The organism is Kribbella sp. NPDC104218 (assembly GCF_055584105.1).
In genome coordinates, this window is the sequence record NZ_JBVJMQ010000003.1 from 403,097 (window position 1) to 422,793 (window position 19,697).

Here is a 19,697-nt window from a genome sequence, read left to right on the forward strand (position 1 = left end):
GGAGCGGGACGACAACGACGAGGGGGGACGCCGGATGGCGCTGGACGAAGCGGATCATCACGCGATCGCACTCTGGGCCGCAATCTGCGCGGAGCACGTGCTGGAGAACTTCGAGCGCGTCGCGCCGGACGATCGCCGGCCGCGTGAGGCGATCGAGGCCGGCCGGGCCTGGGTGCGCGGCGAGCTGAAGATGGTCGACGCGCGGAAGTTCGCCTTCGCCTCGCACGCCGCGGCCCGCGACGCTCCGGACGCCGCTGCCACGGCGGCGGCCCGGGCGGCCGGCCACGCGGCCGCGACGGCGCACGTCTACACGCACGCGCCGCACGCCGCGAAGTACGCCGCGGCCTCGGCGGGGAAGGCGATCGAGCTGGCTCCGGCCCGCGACCTGATCCCGCGGATGGCGATCGCGCGCGAGCGCGAGTGGCAGCTCGGCCAGGCCCCCGAGCACCTGCGGACGGTCGCCTTCCCGCCGCACGGCATGCCGTAGTGAACAGGCAGACGACGAGATGAACGAGAACGGAGATGCAATGGCAGTCGCCGCCTCGCGAGAGGCTTCGGAGGAAGCGGGCCGGGTGGATTCCGCCCTGGCCATCGACACCGTGGGCCTGCGCATGCGGTACGGCACGAAGGACGTCCTGCGCGGAGTCGACCTGCAGGTCCCGCGCGGACAGGTCGTCGCGTTGCTCGGCCCGAACGGCGCCGGGAAGACGACGACGATCGAGATCCTGGAGGGATTCCGCGGGCGCTCGGCCGGTGCGGTCAAGGTGCTGGGTGTCGACCCGGCGACCGGTGACGAGTACTGGCGTGCCCGGGTCGGGATCGTGCTGCAGTCCTGGCGTGACCACGGGACCTGGCGGGTCCGTGACCTGCTGCACCAGCTCGGCCGGTACTACACGCCGTACTCCACGCCGGAGCGGACCAAGCCCTACGGCGCGGACGAGCTGATGGAGCTGGTCGGTCTGACGTCCCAGGCGAACGCCCGCGCGGCCAGCCTGTCCGGCGGGCAGCGGCGGCGGCTCGACGTCGCGATCGGGATCGTCGGGAAACCCGACCTGCTGTTCCTGGACGAGCCGACCGTCGGCTTCGATCCGCAGGCCCGCCAGGAGTTCCACGAGCTCGTCCACCGGCTGGCGAATCTCGAGGAGACGACGATCCTGCTGACCACCCACGACCTGGAGGAAGCCGAGAAGCTCTCCGACCGGATCGTCATCCTCGCCGGCGGCCGGATCATGGCCGACGGCACGGCGGCCGAGCTGGGCCGCCAGGTGGCCGGCCAGGCCGAGATCAAGTACACCGTCGCGGGCGAGGCCCAGGTGGATCACGCCGACGACGCGACCGCCCACGTCCGGGAGCTGTTCGCCCGGCACGGCGATGCCCTCGGCGATCTCGAGGTGCACAAGCCGACTCTGGAGGACATCTACATGACGCTCGTGCGTGAGTTCGAGGCCGGTCGCTGGACCGACGCCTCGACGCTGCCGGGGGCGGCCCGATGACGCCGCGCGCCGTCGCCGTGAAGGCCGGCCTCGAACGCGGCTGGGTCGAGCTGCGCAGCAAACTCGCCAGCCCGTGGGAGCTGTCCGGTGAGGTCTGGCCGTGGATCATCGCGGTCGGCGTGATGTTCGCGCTGCGGGACAAGAAGGTCCCCGGCACCGACTTCTCGATCGGCCTGCAGGCCGTGCCCGGGATCGTCGGGATGAGCCTGATCTACACCGGCCTGATGGGCTTGGCCCTGGTGCTGACCACCGATCGCGACGACGGCACGCTGCTGCGGATGAAGGCGATCCCGAACGGGACGATCGGCTACTTCATCAGCAAGGTCGTCAGCCGGGCCGGCATCACCACCGCCGCGCTGCTGATCATCCTGATCCCCTCGGCGCTGCTGTTCGGCGACCTGCGGGTGGACAGCGTGACGGCCTGGGTGACGCTGATCGGCATCATCGCCCTGGGGCTGCTCGCCACGCTGCCGATCGGCGCCGTGATCGGCGCGGTCTTCGGCAGCGTGCAGAGCCTCGGGCTGGTGATGCTGCCGGTGATGGGGCTGATCGCGGTCTCCGGGATCTTCTACCCGATCACCGCGTTCCCCGAGTGGGTGCAGTGGATCGGCCAGGTGTTCCCGGTGTACTGGCTCGGCCTCGGCATGCGCTCCGCGCTGCTCCCGGACTCGATGGCGATCGCCGAGATCGGCGGCTCCTGGCGGCACCTGCAGACCATCGGCGTCCTCGGCGTGTGGGCGGTGATCGGGTTCGCGTACGCGCCCGTCGTCCTGCGCCGGATGGCCCGCCGCGGCGCGGGCACGGCGGTGCAGGAGACCGAGAGCGAGACCGTCGCGGCGTAGCCGCTGACAGATCTCGGAAGGAGTTCGCCCGCGGCGCCGGGCAGCGCCGTTACGGTGCGGGAAGTCGATGATCCGGAGGACTCATGACTTCCCGCACTTTGCGTTCCGGCGCCACCATGCTGCTCGTCCTGGTCGCAGGCTTCCAGCTGCACGCCACACCGGCCGCAGCGGCGTCCGTCACCGCGAACAGCCTGCTGGCCGGGCTGACCGTCCAGGCCGAGCACACGACCGGCTACAACCGGGACCTGTTCCCGCACTGGGTCGACGCGGACGGCGACTCCTGCGACACCCGCGAAGAGATCCTGATCGCCGAGTCGACGACGCCGGCCGTCGTGGGCTCGTCCTGCAAGGTCATCTCCGGCAGCTGGACCTCCTGGTACGACGGCGCTACCTGGACGGCGCCGTCCGACGTCGACATCGATCACGTCGTCGCCCTCAAGGAGGCCTGGGACTCCGGCGCCCACGCCTGGACCACCGCCACCCGCACCCGCTTCGCCAACGACCTCGACTACGCCTGGTCCCTGGACGCGATCACCGACAACGTGAACGCCTCCAAGAGCGACAAGGACCCGGCCCAATGGCTCCCGCCGCTGGCCGCCACCCACTGCTCCTACGCCATCCACTGGGTCGCCGTGAAGCACCGCTGGCGGCTCGCCATCGACAGCACCGAGAAGTCCGCCCTCACCACCCTCCTCGCGGGAAGCTGCGGCCGGCAATCGATCCCCGAACCCCCACCCGCCTTCTGAGCCGCGGCACCGGATCGGGCCGAGGTCTGGCCGGTCGGCCGTCGTGAGCGCAGACTCGATGTGGGGGTGCTCCGGTCCGTCCGACGGCCGGGGCCGGGACATTGGGGGCTGGCATGACGGGACAGGTGCGTGTCGATGAGGACGGCGTCCTCGCCAGGTACGCCGAATGGCGCAGCCGGACGGCGGGGCGGCCGGTCGCGGCGCTCGGGCCGGCGGATCTGACGGCGACGACGTACGTCGCGGACGAGGTGATCGTCGACGAAGAGGACCGGGAGCTGATCGAGGAGCTCATCGGCCGGTACGGCGGGGAGGCGGTCGACGACCGAACCTTGCCGGAACCGCCGGACGGCATCCGGATCCGCGAGGAGGGGCTGCACGGCCCGGCCGCCGTCCGGGTGCGGTTCCGCGAGGTGCCGGTGATCGAGGACCGGGACGAACTGCTGCAGCGGGCGGTGGGGGACGCCGACGGCGAGCTGTTCGTGAGCTCGGAGCTGGGTGCGGCGGTCGCGGCGATGACGGCTCGCTTCGGGTTCGACGGCCGGCCGATCGGGCTCAACCTGTTCGGCCGGCCGCTGGCCATGCCGTTGTCCACGGCAACCGAAAGTGCGATCCCGGGCGCCGGGGCGAACCCGTTCGGCTACGCGGCGTTCGCGGGCCGGTCCCGAATGGTCGAGGCCTGGCAGTTGATGGACTCGATCCAGCGGATGCGCAGTAACCCGTTCGTCGTCCTCGCCGTGCTGGACAACGGATTCTGGCTGGACTCCGGCGGCGCACCGAATGTGGCGCCCGGCCAGCCCGGTTCGGATCTCGGCGTCGGTGTCATGCAGCTCAACCTGATGGCCGAAGGCACGCCCGCGGGCGGTATCTCCGCGACGAACGGCTGGCACGGCAACTCAGTGGCCAGCGCGGGCGCGGGCGTCCTGAACAACGCAGCGGGGGCGGCCGGTGCCGGCGGCACGGTCGCGACGCCGATGCTGTTCCGCACCGACATCTCCCTGGACCAGCTGATGCGGTGCGCCCGGATCTGCGCGGCCTGGGGGCTCGACGTCCTCAACATGTCGATCGGGACCTGGGGTGATGCCGAGATCTGGTTCCCGACCACCGCGTGGAACAAGGCGTTCCAGTTCGCAGCGGACAACGGCGTGGTGATGATCGCCGCCGCCGGGAACAGCACCCTGGATCTGCCCCACGCCGATGATCACGTCCGGCCCGCCACCAGAACGCCGGGTGTGCTCACGGTCGGCGCGCTCGATCCCGCCGACAACGCCGCCGCCTTCTCGAACTACGGCTCATCGGTCGGCCTCTGGGCGCCCGGTACGGCGATCCCGGTCGCGCCGGACGGCGCCGCGCCGCTCGGATCGACCAAGAACGGCACATCGTTCGCGGCGCCGATCGTCGCCGGAGTCGCCGCGATGATGCGCAGTGCGAACCCGAGCCTGAGCGCGCACGACATCCGCCGCATCCTGGTCGAGACCGGCTGGCAAGGGACCGGCCGGGTGTCCAAAGGGCTGGACGCGTTCGCCGCGCTGTTCGCCGCCATCGGGTCCGCGATCCCCGACAACGGCGAGCCGAACAACACCCCGGCCACCGCGGGCCTCCTCATCCCGACCGGTCCGGGCGGTGCGTTGCAGCCCGGGCTCGGGCCCTTCACGGCGCGATCGAAAGCGGGGGACACCGACTACTGGAAGTTCCGGGTGGAGCGGTTCTCGACGGTGACCGTGGCCGTCGACTGGTACGAGCGCCTCAGCACGCTCGGCGTCCACGTCGAAGCGGAGGACGCCGACGTCCGCGGCCCGGATGAGCTGACCAGGACGAACAGCGCCGGTGGACTCACTCTGACCGGGTTGCTACCACCTGGCGGTTACCGGATCCGCATCACCGGCGGCGGTGTGACGGCGTACAGCCTGCGCGTGGTGCGACGTCCGGCCTCGTTGCCGCGGGACGTGTTCGAGGTGAACGACTCCTTCGAATCGGCCGCGGCGATGGTGTTCGAGACGAACCTGTGGAGCCCGTTCCTCACCCGCAGCTGGGGCCCTGGCACGTACGACGCCACCTTGCACCGCGACCAGCTGGCCTCGCCGTACATCGGCGGCGGCGTGAAGAGCTCGGTCAACGTCGACTACTTCCGGCTGGACGTACCGGATCGCACGCTCTTCAGTCGCCCCGCGGTCACGGTGTCCGACTCCGACCAGCTGATCGACGTGACGTTGTACGACGAACGGCGCACGGTCATCGAGGCCAGGACGAACGTTCGCGGCCTCACGCTCTACCCACCGCCGAAGTCGACGTGCTATCTGCGGGTCACCGGCGCCCAGGTCACCCGCTACCGGATCGGCACCCGCATGGAGACCGATCGCCGGATCATCCCCGGCCCCTGGGAGGAAGTGCAGGTGTTCCCGAAGTGGTGGGGCGATCCGCCGCCGCTGCTGCTCGTCGACCAGATCACGCACTACCTCCACGAGCTCGGCGAGGACCGCGGCGAAGGACCCGCGCTGGCCTTCGCCGATCCCGGCGTGGAGCTGCTCATCGAACTCGTCGACCGCAACGGCGACTTCGTCCGCAAGGCCCGGCCGGCCGGCGACCGCCTCGTCCTCAGCACCGAAGGCCTCGAACCCGGCCCCTACATCATTCAGATCTCCTTGCCCGACGCTGTCAGCGCCGAACTCCGCCTCGTCCCGCCGCTCAGGTCGAGGGCGTAGGCGCGCAGGAGGTCGTGCATGCGGTAGGCGCCGGGGCGGGTTGGTTCGAGGAGGTGCAGGTCGGCGAGGTTCTCGAGGGAGCGGGTTGCTTCGAGCAGGTCCACCCGGGCGAGTGCCGCGGCTGTGTCGGGGGTGATCTCGGTGCCGGTGCACTGGCCCAGGGAGCGGAAGAGGTGGGCGTCTGTTGGGGCGAGGGTGTTGTAGGACCAGGAGAGGGCGACGCGCAGGTCGGCGTCCGGATCACCCGGGACGGCGAGTGCGTCGAGGCGGCCCGGCGTCCGGGCCAGTGCCGCGAGGTACCGCTCGCGCTCGGCGTCGCTCGCGTGTTCGAGGTGGGCGGCGGCGATGACGATCGCGAGCGGCAGACCCGCACACAGATCTGTGACGCCGCGCAGGGGCCCAGGATCGCGGACGCCGAGCAGAGTCGACAGCAGCGAATCTGCTTCGGATTCGTTCATCGGCCGCAGCTCGAGCCGGCTGACGCCGTCCCTCGTGGTGAGTCCGGCCAGGCTGTGCCGGCTTGTCACCAGAACCACCGGACCCTGGCCGGGCAGCAGCCGGCGCACCTGCGCGGCCGAGGCGGCGTCGTCCAGGATCAGCAGCATCCGCTTACCCGAGAGCAGCGTGCGCAGGACGGCGATCCGGCCGTCCGCCGAGGTGGGGATCTGCTGGTCCGGGATGCCGAGGCCCTGGAGGACGACTCGGGAGGTCGCGTCGACGTCCAACGGCCGCTCGGGCGCATGTCCGCGCAGGCTGACGAAGACCTGACCGTCCGGGAAGCGCTTGAGCTGGCGATACGCCCAACGCACCACCAGACTGCTCTTCCCGACCCCGGCCTCGCCGTGGACAGCGACGATCGCCGGACCGGTTGCGGTGAGCTCGTCTAGCATCTTCAGCGCGTCGTCGCGGCCGACGAACCGGCCGGTCTCCATCGGGAGCTGATGAGGTACGGCGATCACCGCGGCCGGTCTGATCCGGACGGCCGGACTGTCCTCCCGGAGCAGCCGCAGATGGAGCGCCTGCAATTCCTTGCCAGGGGCGATACCCAGCTCGTCGGCCAACTCTCTGCGCAGTTGCTCGTATTTCGAGAGTGCTTCGGCCCGGCGTCCGGCGCCTGCGAGCGCGACGAGCAACCGCTGCCACAGCGGCTCGCGCAGCCGGTAGGTCGCGGTCAGCGCGAGCAACTCGTTGCAGAGCTGGTCGTGCTGCCCGGCGGAGAGGTCGAGGTCGATCCGCCGTTCGAGCCCGCGCAGGTAGCGCTCGACCAGGCGCGGGCCTTCGAAGCGGTGCAGCCACTCGCCGGGCTCGCTCGCGAACGGCTCGCCCCAGTGTGACAGCGCGGTGCCGAGCAGCGCTCGTTCCGTGGTCGCGTCGGCGTGTGCCGCAGCGTCGAGCAGCCGTTCCATTTCGAGGATGTCGACCGAGCAAGGGTCGATGGCCAGCGCGTAGCTGTCCTGCCGGCGCTGAATCAGCTGCGCGGTCAGCCGGCGCGCTTTCGCCACGGCGCTGTGCATGGCGGCCCGCGTGTTGACCGGAGGACTCTCGGGCCACAGCCGGGCTGCCAGGACGGCCATCGGTACGAAGTTGCCGCCGGCAACCGCCAGGATGCCGAGCACCGAGCGCAGCCGGACGCCCGGGATGTCGACCTGCCGGCCGTCCAAGGAGAGCTCGAACCCGCCGAGCAGGCGAATGCGCGCCCGCGGGCCCGGCTGCCCGGTCGATGGGGACGTTCTGGGCACTGCTACTCGCTGAACGAGTGTGCTGGTGATGCCACGACCTCGGTCCGGCTGCGGCGCCGGTCGCCGGCGACGATCAGGGCGCCGATGACGGGCAGCGCCCAGCCCGGCGAGGCGGGCAGGGCGGCCGTCAGAAGGGTGCCCCAGGCGAGGGTTCCCCAGCCGATCGCGGCTGGTACCCGCTCGCCGCGCCGGGCGGCGCGGACGATCAGCGCACCGGTCAGGATCATCGGGACGCCGAAGCTGCCGATACTCAGCCAGAAGGCTTCGGACTGCTTGGCCTCGGCGAAGGTCGTGGACGCGTTCAGGGTGAAGGTGTTCCACCAGCCGTCGCTCAGCACGGCCGACCAGGTCTTCCGGGTGTCCCAGGGCGTGACGAGCATGTGCGCCGTGCCGAAGGTCAGCGCCGTCCAGCCGGCCGCCTCGGTCAGGCGCGAGCCCCGCTTCGTTACCGACATCAGAATCCAATCTATACGGCAGCGTATAAATGTGAGGTTAGCACGATCTGTACGCCGCCGTACATTTGCGCCCCGGACGCCGGGGCAGCGGCCCGGCAGTCGCAGGGCAGAGGGCCGCGCGATGCTCTGCCGTGGCCCGGTGGCGCGGGCCTTCCGCTCATTTGTCTTGGAGAGTGCGCAATGCTGAAACGTGCTGGCCGGAAGGTTTCCGCGGTTGTGGTGACGCTGGCGCTGGTGACCGGGGTGAACTCGCGAACGGCCGAGGCATCGCCGGGCACCGAGCCGTTGGTGAAGGTGGCGGCCGTCGAGTCGGTGGGCGGGACGGATCACAAGGTCCGGCCGCGCAAGCCCGATCTCCAGGTCGACGCAGTCCGGCCGACGGCGACCGCCTGGCCGACGGCTGGTACGGCGGACGTCGTACTGCCCGCTGTCACCTGGGCGGCGCGGCTGGGCGGCGCCCTGCCGAAGCAGGCGGCCGGGGAGCTTCCGGTGGCGGTCGGTCCCGCGATCGCCGACGGTGCGACGCCGGCGCAGGTCAAGGTCGAACTCCTCGGCCGCCGCGGCGCAGGCCTCCAGTTGCGGCTGTCCAATCCGGGACGGCATGCCGGCAAGGTCGCGCTGGAGCTCGACTACCGGGCCTTCCGAGACGCGTACGGCGGCGACTGGGCCACTCGGCTGCAGCTGGTACGGCTCCCGGATCGAGTACCGGTCGCGACCCGCAACACCGGCTCCGGAAAGCTCAGCGCCGACGTCCCGGCCACTGGGCTGTACTCGGTCGAGGCAGCCGCCTCCGGACCGGCCGGAGACTTCGGCTCGACGCAGCTGTCACCCACCGCGGCCTGGTCGGTGGGCGGCTCCTCCGGCGACTTCAACTGGCAGTACCCGATGCGCACACCTCCCGGCACCGGCGGCCCCACCCCGCAGCTGGCGATCGGCTACTCGTCGGGCAGCGTCGACGGCCGGACGTCGGGAACGAACAACCAGACGTCGTGGGTCGGCGAAGGATTCGAGCTGGCCCCGGGCGGTGCGATCGAACGCCGGTACGCATCCTGTTCGTCGAAGACCGAGCAGTCCGGTAACAACGGCACGCGGCCGGTCGGCGACCTGTGTTTCGCGACCGACAACGCGACCTTCACGCTGAACGGCAGCGGCGGCGAACTCGTCCGCGACGATCGCACCAAGCAGTGGCGCCCGAAGGCGGACGACGGCACCAAGGTCGAGCGGCTCTTCGGCGCGGTCAACGGCGACGAGGGCGGCGCCGCGGCCGAGCGCGGCGAGTACTGGCTGATCACCGCCAAGGACGGGACCAAGTTCTACTTCGGCCTGAACCGGATCCCCGGCCCGGACGCCCAGGACACGAACGCGACCTGGACCGTCCCGGTCGCGGGGAACCACGCCGGTGAGCAGTGCCACCGGACGGCGTACGCCGATTCGTTCTGCCGGCAGGCGTACCGCTGGAACCTCGACTACGTCGTCGACCCGCACGGCAACACCATGTCGCTGTTCTACGAGACCGAGCAGAACAACTACGCCCGCAACGGCTCCGAGACCTCGGTCAGCAGTTACGTCCGGGCCGGCAACATCAAGCGGATCGAGTACGGCCAGAAGGACGGTGCGGTGTTCAGCGCCAAGCCGGTGGCCCGGGTCCACTTCGACACCACGCAACGGTGCGTGGCCGGAACGGGCTGCGCGAGCGCCGACTACTTCGACACCCCGCTGGATCAGGAGTGCACCAGTACGGAGCGGTGTACCCGGTTCGGCCCGAGCTTCTTCACCAAGAAGAAGCTGACCAAGATCCGGACCGAGGTCTGGCGCGGCAGCGGGTTCGGCGCGGTCGACACGTGGACCTTGCGGCACACGTTCCCGAACCCCGGTGACAACACCGGACCGCGGTTGTGGCTCGAGGCCGTCACCCACACCGGTGAGGCCGGTACCGCGGCCTCGACGCCGGAGGTGAACTTCGACAAGGTCCAGCTGAACAACCGCGTCGCCGACGGCACCACCCGGCCGCTCCTCGACTGGTTCCGGATCAGCGCGATCCACTACGGCACCGGCGGGGAACTCGCGATCACCTACTCCCCGAAGGACTGCAGCCTGCCCGGCAACGTCCCGCCGGTCGACGACAACCATCGGCGCTGTCATCCGATGCGATGGACGCCGCCCGGCGCCGTCGACGAACGCCAGGACTGGTTCCACAAGTACGTCGTCACCTCCGTCACCGAGTCGGACCGCGTCAGCGGAATGGAACCGGTGCTGACGACCGTCAGCTACCCGAGCGGGCCGTCGTGGCGGCACGACGACGAGGACGGCCTGGTGGAGATCGGCCGGAAGACCTGGTCGCAGTGGCGCGGCTACAACCGCGTGGTCGTCACCAAGGGCCACCCGGCCGGCACGCGGTCGGTCACCGAGCACCGCTACTTCCAGGGCATGGACGGCGACAAGGTCAAGAGCGGCGGCGTGAAGAGCGCCTTGATCGAGGACTCGACCGGAGCCAAGGTCAAGGACCTGAACGCGCTCGCGGGCCGGGAACGCGAGAGCAGCAAGCTGGTCAACGGCGTGGTCGCCGAACGGACGATCACCGATCCCTGGGTCTCCCCGGCGACCTCGACCCGGGTCCGCGACTGGGGCACGACCCAGGCCTTCAAGGTCGAGCAGCTGGCCGTGCGGCAGTGGGAGGCCAAGACGGGCGGGGGATTCCGCCAGACCTCGGCCGACAACGAGTACACGCCGTCCGGTCAGCTGACGCGGGCAACGAACGCGAACGACCTGGCCACCACGGCCGATGACACCTGCACCCGCTACGAGTACGTGAGCAACCCGGAGAAGAGTCTCGCCGAGCTGCCGACCCGGACCCAAACGGTCGCCAAGGCCTGCAACCAGCCGTGGTCGCCGAGCGACGTGCTCAGCGACGTCCGGACGCAGTACTCCGGCGGTACGGCGCCTGCGAACGCGAAGCCGGTGTCGACGTCGCGACTCTCCGGATTCAACAGCGCCGGCGAGGCGACGTACCAGACCACGCGGACCTATGAGTACGACGAGCACGGCCGCACGAGCAGCGAGACCGACGCCAAGGGCCGGGCCACGAAGTACAGCTACACCCCGACCTCCGGACCGGTGACCAAGACGTCGGTGCGGCTGGCGAACGGTCACGTCTCGAGTACGGAGCTCGACCCGGCCTGGGGCCAGGCGACCGCGGTCGTCGACGTGGCCGGACGCCGGACGGAGTCCGAACGCGACGGCCTCGGACGGATCGTCAAGGTCTGGCTGCCGGGCCGGACGCGGTCGCAGACCCCGAACGTCGCACACTCCTACTTCGGCGGCGTCGACCGGGCCGGCGTCGTCCGGACCGCTCAACTGCGCTCGGACGGGACGGTCGAGACCAGCTACGAGATCCTGGACGGCCTGCAGCGCAAGCGGCAGACCCAGCGCCCCGCGGCGGACGGCATCGGCCGGGTGATCACCGATGTCAAGTACGACTCCCGCGGCCTCGCGGTGACCGAGAACAACCCGTACTACAACGACGCGCCGCCCGGCGACGTCGCCTTCGCACCGGTCGAGTCTGAGCTGCCCGCGCGGAAGGCGACCACGTACGACGTCCTCGAGCGGCCGGTCAAGGAGTCGTTCTGGTCGTACGACCAGGAGAAGTGGTCGACCACGCACACGCACGAACCGGATCGGCAGACAGTCGACCCGCCGACCGGTGAGCAGGCAACTACCAAGATCAGCGACGCGCAGGGCCGTCAGACCGAGCTGCGGTCCTACCGGACGCCGCAACCGAGTGCCGAGTTCGACACGACCACCTACGGCTACACCAAGGCGGGGCAGCTGAGCACGGTGACCGACCCGGCCGGCAACAAGTGGCAGTACACCTACGACGTGCAGGGCCGCCGGACCGAGGTCGACGAGCCGGACCGCGGGAAGACGTCCTACACCTATGACGAACTCGACCAGCTGACGTCGTCCACCGATGCCAAGGGCAAGAAGCTCTGGTACGAGTACGACGAGATCGGCCGCCCGACGACGGTCCGGGAGAACACGGTCGACGGACCGCTGCGCCTGCGCCGTACCTACGACACCATCGCGGTCGGCTCGGCCAGTACAGCGACCCGCTACGTCAACGACGCCGAGTACACCAGCCGGGTGACCGGATACGACGTGAGCGGTCATCCGACCGGGACCGAGGTGACGATCCCGTCGGCCGAGGGCTCGTTGGCCAAGACGTACTCGGTCACCAACACCTACACCGCGACCGGTCTGCCCAAGACCACCTCGGTGCCGGCCGTCGGAGGGCTACCGGCTGAGACGCTCACCACGAGCTACGACGCCAACGAACTGCCGACCGGGTTGTCGAGTGAGCTGGGCAGCTACGTGACCGGCGCGGAGTTCAGCTCCTTCGGTGATCTGACCATGCTCGAACTGAAGCCGACCGACGGCAAATGGTTGCGGCACTCGTACATCTACGACGAGGCGACCCGTCGGATGACGCGGGCCATCAGTCAGCGGGAAACCCCCGGTCCGCAACGCATTCTGGACCAGTCGTACAGCTACGACCACGCCGGGAACGTCACGAAGATCGTCGACGCGCCGGCTACCGGTAGCACGGATCCCAAGGACACCCAGTGCTTCGACTACGACCAGGCGCGACGGCTGACCCAAGCCTGGACCCCGGCCGACGGCAACTGCGCGGTCCAGCCGACCAGCGCCGCTCGGCTCGGCGGTCCGGCGCCGTACTGGCACTCGTGGACCTTCGACGCGATCGGAAACCGCAAGAGCGAGACCCGGACGACGAGCGCGGGTGCGACGACCAGCACGTATGACTACCCGAAGGCAGGTCAGCCGCGGCCGCACGCCGTCCAGAAGGTGACCACCACCGCACCGGGCGGAAGCACGAAGGTCGACACCTACGGCTACGACGCCGGTGGCAACCAGATCAGCCGTACCGTCGCCGGTGCCGCTGTCGGTGAGACCTTCGATTGGGACGCCGAGGGTCGGCTGGCCAAGGTCACGAAGGACGGCCGGAGTACCGAGTTCGTCTACGATGCCGACGGCAACCGGCTGCTGCGCAAGGACGCCAGCGGTACGACGCTCTACCTCGGTGGCACGGAGGTGCTGCTGAAACCCGACGGAAGTCAGGTCGGCACCCGGCACTACCGGTTCGGCAAGCAGACGATCGGCGTCCGGACGGCCGACAAGCTGACCTGGCTCGGATCCGACCACCACGGGTCGGCGACGCTGATGGTCGACGCCGGAACGCAGGCCTTCGAACGCCGCCGGATCACGCCGTACGGCGAAGCGCGCGGACCCGTCCCGGCCGCCTGGCCGAGCCAGCGCGACTTCGTCGGCGGCACCAAGGACGCCTCTACCGGGCTGATCCATCTCGGCGCCCGCGAGTACGACCCGGGCACCGGCCGCTTCATCTCGGTCGACCCGGTGGTGGATCCGAACGATCCACAGCAACTGAACGCCTACGCGTACGCCAACAACAGCCCGGTCAGCTTCGTCGACGCCGACGGCAAGCGCTACCGGATGGAGACCGTCACCGAGCTGAAGACGATCGTGCGCTACCACGTCAAACGGATCAAGGAACTGCACAAACAGGTCATCACCGTCTACGTCAAGATCGTCCTCTACACCTTCGTCGCCAAACTCGCCGCCTCCTTCGGCCTCACCCTCCAGGTCGAGCGCATCACCGCCGAGGTGGCTCGCCAGGTGACGATCTTCAAGGAAGTCGTCCGCACCATCAGGTACCACACCAAAGAAGTCGTCCGCATCGTCACCAAACGCTTCGTCAAGGTCAGCGGCCCCGACGCCGCCGAGATGAGACAACACCTGGCCACCGCCAAACAGGCCGACACCTCCCTCCAGTCCCTGGAAAAGTCCTCGGACCGGCTGGCCGACATCGCCCGGAAGATCGGCGAACGGGCAAAGGCCGATCGGCTGGCCGCCGAGCGGAACCGGCAGCAGAACGACGAGGCGGCCAAGCGGGCGAAGGAACAGGCCAAGGCCGAGGAGCGCAGAGACTACGAGGACGTCGGCGAGACGGCCGGACGGAGTGCCGGGGCGCTCGCCGGCACCCTGGTCGGGGGGCTCTGCGGTCCCGCGGCGGTGGCCTGCGGGTTCGTCGGCGGATTGGTCGGCGGATTCATCGGTACGAAGGTCGGCCAGTGGGTCGGCGGCGAGGTCTACGACGAAGTCAACAGGCCGCCCGGCACTCCTCCGATGAAGCACGAGGACCACCGGACGCTCTGCGAGCGGGATCCGTACGCGTGCCGCTACAGCTCGCCCGGCTGACGGGCCCTGAGATGAGAAAGCAGACGATCGTGACCCGAACCTGGCGAGCGGCAATCGCGGCGGGCGTAGTCGGCGGTCTGGTGACCGGCCTGTTGGTCGTGTCGACACCAGTCGCCGCCGGCGAGCAGAGCGCGCCGCCGGCCGCGGTGCAGCAGCGAGTTGAGCTGGAGCATTTGCGGTCGGAGACCAGGCAGGTGTTTCGGGAGGCGTCGGGGGTGCACACGATGGAGCAGAGTGTGTATCCGGTGCGGGCCCGGAAGGGGGCCGGGTGGGTGCCGATCGACACCACGTTGCGGGTGCAGCGGGACGGGTCGGTGCGGCCTGGGGCGATTGTTACCGACCTTCGGCTGTCCGGGGGTGGTCGCGGTGATCTTGTTGCCCTGGGCAAGCCCGGGAAGCAGGTCACGATGGGGTGGAGCGGCGTGTTGCCGAGGCCGGTGCTGGCTGGTGACACGGCGACGTACCGGGAGGTGCTGCCTGGGGTCGACCTGCGGGTACGGGTGGAGGCGACCGGGTTCCAGCATGTGCTGGTGGTGAAGGACCGCAAGGCCGCGGCCAACCCAGCGCTGAAGAGCCTGCGGTTTCCGGTCGGTGGAGCGGGTTTGAAGCTGAGCACGCAGGCCGACGGGACGACGATTGCCGCCGACCCCAGCGGACGGACGCTGTTCTCCGCGGGGAAGGCGGTGATGTGGGACAGCCGAAGCAGCCACGCCACCATGCGGACGACGAGCGACCGTGGGGAGCTGGTGATCGCGCCGGACCTCACACTGCTCGCCGATGCGAAGACGCGTTATCCGGTCTACATCGATCCGTCGTGGTCGGTGAACAACTACTTGTGGACGCACGTCAGCCGCGAGCATCCGGACCAGTCGTACTGGGACTACGACCGCGGCGAGGGCGCGAAGGTCGGCCGCTCGTACGACAACGTCGTCACCTACCGGTCGTTCTTCCAGTTCGACGCCTCGGTGCTCGGCGGCGCGCGGGTGATCGCCAGCCGGTTCGACGCGCTGCTCGACTACAGCCCGACCGGTTCGCCGACACCGACCAACCTGTGGTGGACGAACGCCGTCAACCGCAGCCAGGCGGTGACCTGGAACAACACCGCCGGCCACTGGCGGCAGCACGTCGCCACGGCGAGTGGTAACGCGTGGCCCGGCGGCGGTCAGCCGGACATGCTGATGGGCTGGTCCGGTGCGAACCTGACCGCGGCGCTGCAGTCGGTTGCCGACGCCCGCGGCGCGACGATCACCTTCGGTCTGCGCGCGGCGAGTGAGACCGACACCAAGCAGTGGAAGAAGTTCCACGGCGGCAGCGCGAAGCTCATCGTGACGTACAACAACGCGCCGTACGCCCCGCAGCGAGTGGGATTCAGCCGAGCCAGGCCGTGCGGCACGGCTGCGGCGCCGACCGTGGTCGGCCGGCCCCTGTCGGGATTCGCGTTCTCAGCGGTTGCCACGGACAAGGACGGCGACAACTTGGTCACGCGGCTCTCGATCCATCGGGCGTCCGACCAGGGGGTTGCCCTCGAAATCGACTCGGCTACGACGACGTCGGGGTCGGCGTTCGCCTGGCCGTCGATCGATCGGACCCGGCTCACGGAGGGCCAGACCTACTACTACTTTGCCCGGAGCAACGACCAGGTGGCCAACGACGGAGTCGACTTCGGTCCGGCCTCTCCACGGTGCTACTTCACGATCGATGCCGCCAAACCGCAGTCGCCGGTGCTGGAGTCGGTGGACTACCCCGACGGCGAAACGATGATCCCGGCCCGGACGGTCGGCACCGTGACGCTGCGGCCGGCGGAGGGTGATACCGACGTCGCCGAGTACCTCTACGGTTTCCGGCCGGAGCGGATCCAGAGCCGGATCAAGGCCGGGCCGGATGGCACTGCGGCGCTTCCACTGACTGTCTGGCAGACGGCGAGCGGCAGCGTGCCGGCGCGGATGCTGTACGTGAAGGCAGTCGATGCCGCGGGCAACATCAGCGACGATCCGTCGGTCTGGCAGCTGGGTGCGTCCCGGCTCGGGCAGTTGCCGCCGGTTCGCCGCGGTGACGTGAACGGCGACGGCCGTGCTGACGTGTCGGTCGTGCTGGACCAGGGCGACGGCCGAACAGCGATCTGGAACGTTGTGTCGAAGGCTGCGGGCGGTCTACACACCGGTCAGCTGGCCTGGGACAGCGGTGCCGGCGGCGGCTTCGCCATGTACCGGACCCGGCCCGTACGCGGGGACTTCGACGGCGACGGCCGGACGGACGCCGTCCTGATCCGGGAAGAGGCGGGACGCCGGGTCGCCATGTACCGCGGCACCTCGGACGGCGAGCGCTACGACTTCGCCTCGGCGCCGGTGTGGCACAGCGGCGCCAGCGGCTGGGCGCTCAGCTCGGCCCGGATCGTCTCCGGCGACATCAACGCCGACGGCCGCTCGGACATCGTCGTCCAGCTGAATGTTGCCGGTTCGAGCTGGCGGACGCTCGCCTTCCTCGGCCCGGCTCTGGACACCCCGGTCGAGTGGTCGCGGACAACAGGTGCCTGGTCGGCCAGTGCGCCACTGCTGGCGGATGTGGACGGCGACGGCAAGGCCGACCTGGTGGACATGCAGAACGCCGGCGGCTGCCGCACGATCACCCGGTACTTCAAATCCACCGGTACGGCGTTCGACGCGACCCCCGTCGTCCTGCACGATTCCGGCGCTGGCAGCTACTGCTGGGAGCGCAGCAAGCCGCAGGTCGCGGATGTGAACGGCGACGGCAAGGACGACGTCGTCGCGCTCTACGAGAACAGCAGCACCGACGCCGCGCTGAAGGTGTTCCTTTCGACCGGCAACGCCTACACCCTGTCGGACTGGTGGCGCGACACCGCAACCTTCGACCCGGCGCGGACGGCGTTGTCGGTGGGCGACTTCTCCGGTGACGGCCAGGAGGACGTGGGCCTGGTGTACTCGCTGGACGGAGGTGGTCGGCAGGTCTTTACCCTGACGTCGTCCGGTACGGCGTTCGGACCTGCCACCAGTGCGTGGCGGGAGCCGCTCGTCGGCGCCAGCACAGGCCCGAGTTTCGACATCGAGCAACGGACCTACGAGCTCGTCGCCCGGCACAGCGGCCACTGCCTGGACGTCTGGGGCGCCAGTCAGACCGACGGCGAACGGTTCGTCCAGAACCCGTGTAACAGCGGGCTCGACCAGCGGGTCCGGATCGCGCGGATCGCGGGCACCGACCAGTTCGAGATCCACACTGTGCACTCCCGGGGGAATCCGTCCGACGGCCGGCCGCGTTGTCTCGGTGTCGATGGTCTGGTGCACGCGGACGAGGTGAAGGTCGTGCAGCGGCCGTGTACCGGTGCGTCGAACCAGCAGGTGCGGATCGAGTACCTCGAGGGCAGCAGTTACGACACCGTCGTCCGGCTGCGGTTCGCCTACAGCGGGAAGTGCGCGACGCCGACCCAGGGAAGTTCGGCCGCCGACGCGATGATCGTCCAGCGGACCTGTACCGCGGAGGCCAGCCAGCAGTGGATCCTGCGGGCCGGTTTCAACGCCGCGCAGCCCAACGGCAAGTACCGCGTCCGGGCGGTACACGGCGAGCAGACGCTCGACGTCACGGATTGCCTGCCGGACGGCGACGTCCGCATGTGGTACTGGAACGCAGGCAGCCCGTGTCAGCGCTGGCAGTTCGTCCCGCTCGGCGACGACGTGTACAAGATCATCGAACCCAAGACAGGCCAGGCCCTCGACGTACTCGGCTGCAGCGACGCGCTCAACCAGCGAGTCGTGACCATGCCGCAGTCAGACAGCCCTTGCCAGCGCTGGCGAGTCGAGCCGGCCTACAGCGGCAGCCGAAGCATCACCCAAGAACTCACCGGCTACTCGCTGGACGTCGCAGGCTGCAGCCCGAACGTCGGGGCGAGACTCGTCACCTGGCGCTACTGGAACGGTCACTGCCAGCGCTACCTGCTGGACCAACCCTGACCGTCAGTCCGCGGTGGTCAGGAGGCGGCGGAGGGCTGACTCGGTGGCGGAGCCCGGCTCGACGCCCATGGTGACCAGGAGGCAGTCGGGGTCGTCGGCGAGATGGAGTAGTTCGTCGTGAAAGGTGAGCTCGCCGACGACCGGGTGGTGAACCTGTACGACGCCGCGGTTGCCGATCTGGACGGGGTGTGCGGACCACAGCTCGTCGAAGGGCTCACTGGCGGCGCGTAGCTCCGCGATCAGGGCCTGGAGCTCGGGGTCGCGCGGATGCTGGGTGGCGGAAGTGCGGAGCCGCCCGGCGATGTCCCGCGCGGTTCCGGGCCAATCGGCGAACAGGGTTTGGCAGCGGGGCTCGAGGAAGAGGAGCCGGGCCCAGTTCGGGCGGTTGGCGGCGTCGTCCGGTGCGTCGAACGGCAGCTCGGGCGCGAAGATGAGGTGCGCCAGGCGGTTCCAGGCGAGGATGTCGATGTGCCGGCCGAGGATGGCGGCCGGGATGTCGAGGCGGTGCACGAGGTGGCGTACGGACGGTCGGAGGGAAGGCGCGTGGCCGGCGCTGATCAGGATCGGGTCCGCCAATCGGAACAGGTACGCGCTGTCGGCGTCCGACAGGCGCAGTACCGCCGCAAGAGAACGTAGGACGGCCGGCGAGACCTGGCCGGCGTTACCCTGCTCGATCCTGGTGTAGTAGGACGAACTCACGCCGGCCAGCGCGGCCACCTCTTCACGCCGCAGACCACGCACCCGCCGCCGATCGGCGCCCGGAAGGCCGACGTCCGCGGGCAGGAGCGCCGCGCGGCGGCTGCGCAGAAACTCGCCGAGTTCATCCCCGCCCATGGCAGGAGTATCCCAGCCGAAAGGATCGAGGCAAGTGCATTCGGACTGCGATTTCAGGGCGGATCGGACGTCGTCCGCGATCCGCGACTGCCGGTAGCCGTCAGCTGCTGGTGAGTGATTTCGCCTGCAGGCCGGCGAAGGCAGCGACCGCGACCGCTTGCACGATGACGAAGGCGGTTCCCAGTGTCGTGAACTCGACGGCTCCGGCCAGCGTCGCCAGACTGGCGACCACCCAAGCCGCGTTGACCGCGACGACGGCGAGCAGGGCCGACCGGTTGACTGCGGGGCGGCGCGCCAGGGCGAACAGAGCGAGCGCCCAGAGGACGAGGAACGCGCCCGCGCCCAGACTCAGCGCCCGCGGGATACCCAGCGGCTCCTCAAGGGCCGACCCGGCGCCGGCCAGCAGGACGCCGAGCGCGCCGGAGGCGATCGCGTCCAGCCGCAGTACGACGACGGGTAGCCGGCCGTCGACCTGATTGTTGCGTGCCGCAACTGAAGTACTCATTCGGTGTTCTCCTTGTGCTGATGGTTCTTTTGCACCAAGGATGCGGCGGCTCCCGGCCGGCAACCAGCCCCGGTCAGAGGTGCCAGGCCGGTGCCTACCACCGACAGTGGCTGGTTCAGCGGCGGCGGTCG

The 19,697-nt window shown here is 69.7% G+C and carries 11 protein-coding genes; 7 read left to right on the forward strand and 4 right to left on the reverse strand.

The genetic code is table 11. The annotated features are described in order from the left end of the window. Positions 1-34: 34 nt before the first annotated feature. The 5 genes from ACZ6ZD_RS26780 to ACZ6ZD_RS26800 all read left to right on the forward strand — a co-directional run bounded on the left by ACZ6ZD_RS26780 (position 35) and on the right by ACZ6ZD_RS26800 (position 5,780). Complete coding sequence (locus ACZ6ZD_RS26780; RefSeq protein WP_465676662.1) at positions 35-487, forward strand: putative immunity protein; 453 nt, start codon at positions 35-37, stop codon at positions 485-487. 40 nt (positions 488-527) lie between these two features. Then, positions 528-1,493, forward strand: a complete 966-nt coding sequence (locus tag ACZ6ZD_RS26785) for an ABC transporter ATP-binding protein (protein ID WP_465676663.1) — start codon at positions 528-530, stop codon at positions 1,491-1,493. Continuing rightward, a complete protein-coding gene (locus ACZ6ZD_RS26790; protein WP_465676664.1) occupies positions 1,490-2,335 on the forward strand; it encodes an ABC transporter permease in 846 nt (281 codons plus the stop codon). Before ACZ6ZD_RS26785 ends, ACZ6ZD_RS26790 begins: the two co-directional genes overlap by 4 nt. 83 nt (positions 2,336-2,418) lie before the next feature. Further along, positions 2,419-3,081, forward strand: a complete 663-nt coding sequence (locus ACZ6ZD_RS26795; RefSeq protein WP_465676665.1) for an HNH endonuclease family protein — start codon at positions 2,419-2,421, stop codon at positions 3,079-3,081. 113 nt (positions 3,082-3,194) lie between these two features. Beyond that, a complete protein-coding gene (locus ACZ6ZD_RS26800) occupies positions 3,195-5,780 on the forward strand; it encodes a S8 family peptidase (RefSeq protein WP_465676666.1) in 2,586 nt (861 codons plus the stop codon). Here the strand turns inward: ACZ6ZD_RS26800 and ACZ6ZD_RS26805 are convergent. After that, positions 5,711-7,519, reverse strand: a complete 1,809-nt coding sequence (locus ACZ6ZD_RS26805; protein WP_465676667.1) for an AfsR/SARP family transcriptional regulator — start codon at positions 7,517-7,519, stop codon at positions 5,711-5,713. The genes ACZ6ZD_RS26800 and ACZ6ZD_RS26805 overlap by 70 nt on opposite strands. A gap of 2 nt (positions 7,520-7,521) precedes the next feature. Then, positions 7,522-7,974 (reverse strand): DUF6463 family protein, encoded by a 453-nt coding sequence (locus tag ACZ6ZD_RS26810; RefSeq protein ID WP_465676668.1) that lies wholly within the window; start codon positions 7,972-7,974, stop codon positions 7,522-7,524. Between the two features lie 180 nt (positions 7,975-8,154). On the opposite strand from ACZ6ZD_RS26810, the gene ACZ6ZD_RS26815 reads away from it, so the two are divergent. Further along, positions 8,155-14,265 carry an RHS repeat domain-containing protein gene (locus tag ACZ6ZD_RS26815; protein ID WP_465676669.1) on the forward strand — a complete coding sequence of 2,037 codons (6,111 nt, stop codon included), beginning with the start codon at positions 8,155-8,157 and terminating at the stop codon, positions 14,263-14,265. 29 nt (positions 14,266-14,294) lie between these two features. Further along, positions 14,295-18,227 carry an RICIN domain-containing protein gene (locus ACZ6ZD_RS26820; RefSeq protein WP_465676670.1) on the forward strand — a complete coding sequence of 1,311 codons (3,933 nt, stop codon included), beginning with the start codon at positions 14,295-14,297 and terminating at the stop codon, positions 18,225-18,227. A 3-nt stretch (positions 18,228-18,230) separates the two neighbouring features. Here ACZ6ZD_RS26820 and ACZ6ZD_RS26825 read toward each other — a convergent pair whose 3' ends face one another. Both ACZ6ZD_RS26825 and ACZ6ZD_RS26830 read right to left on the reverse strand, forming a co-directional pair. Beyond that, positions 18,231-19,061, reverse strand: coding sequence for a helix-turn-helix transcriptional regulator (locus ACZ6ZD_RS26825; RefSeq protein WP_465676671.1), 831 nt, complete (start codon positions 19,059-19,061; stop codon positions 18,231-18,233). Between the two features lie 100 nt (positions 19,062-19,161). Then, positions 19,162-19,566: a hypothetical protein gene (locus ACZ6ZD_RS26830; RefSeq protein ID WP_465676672.1), complete on the reverse strand. Its 405-nt coding sequence runs from the start codon at positions 19,564-19,566 to the stop codon at positions 19,162-19,164. Positions 19,567-19,697: the final 131 nt, after the last annotated feature.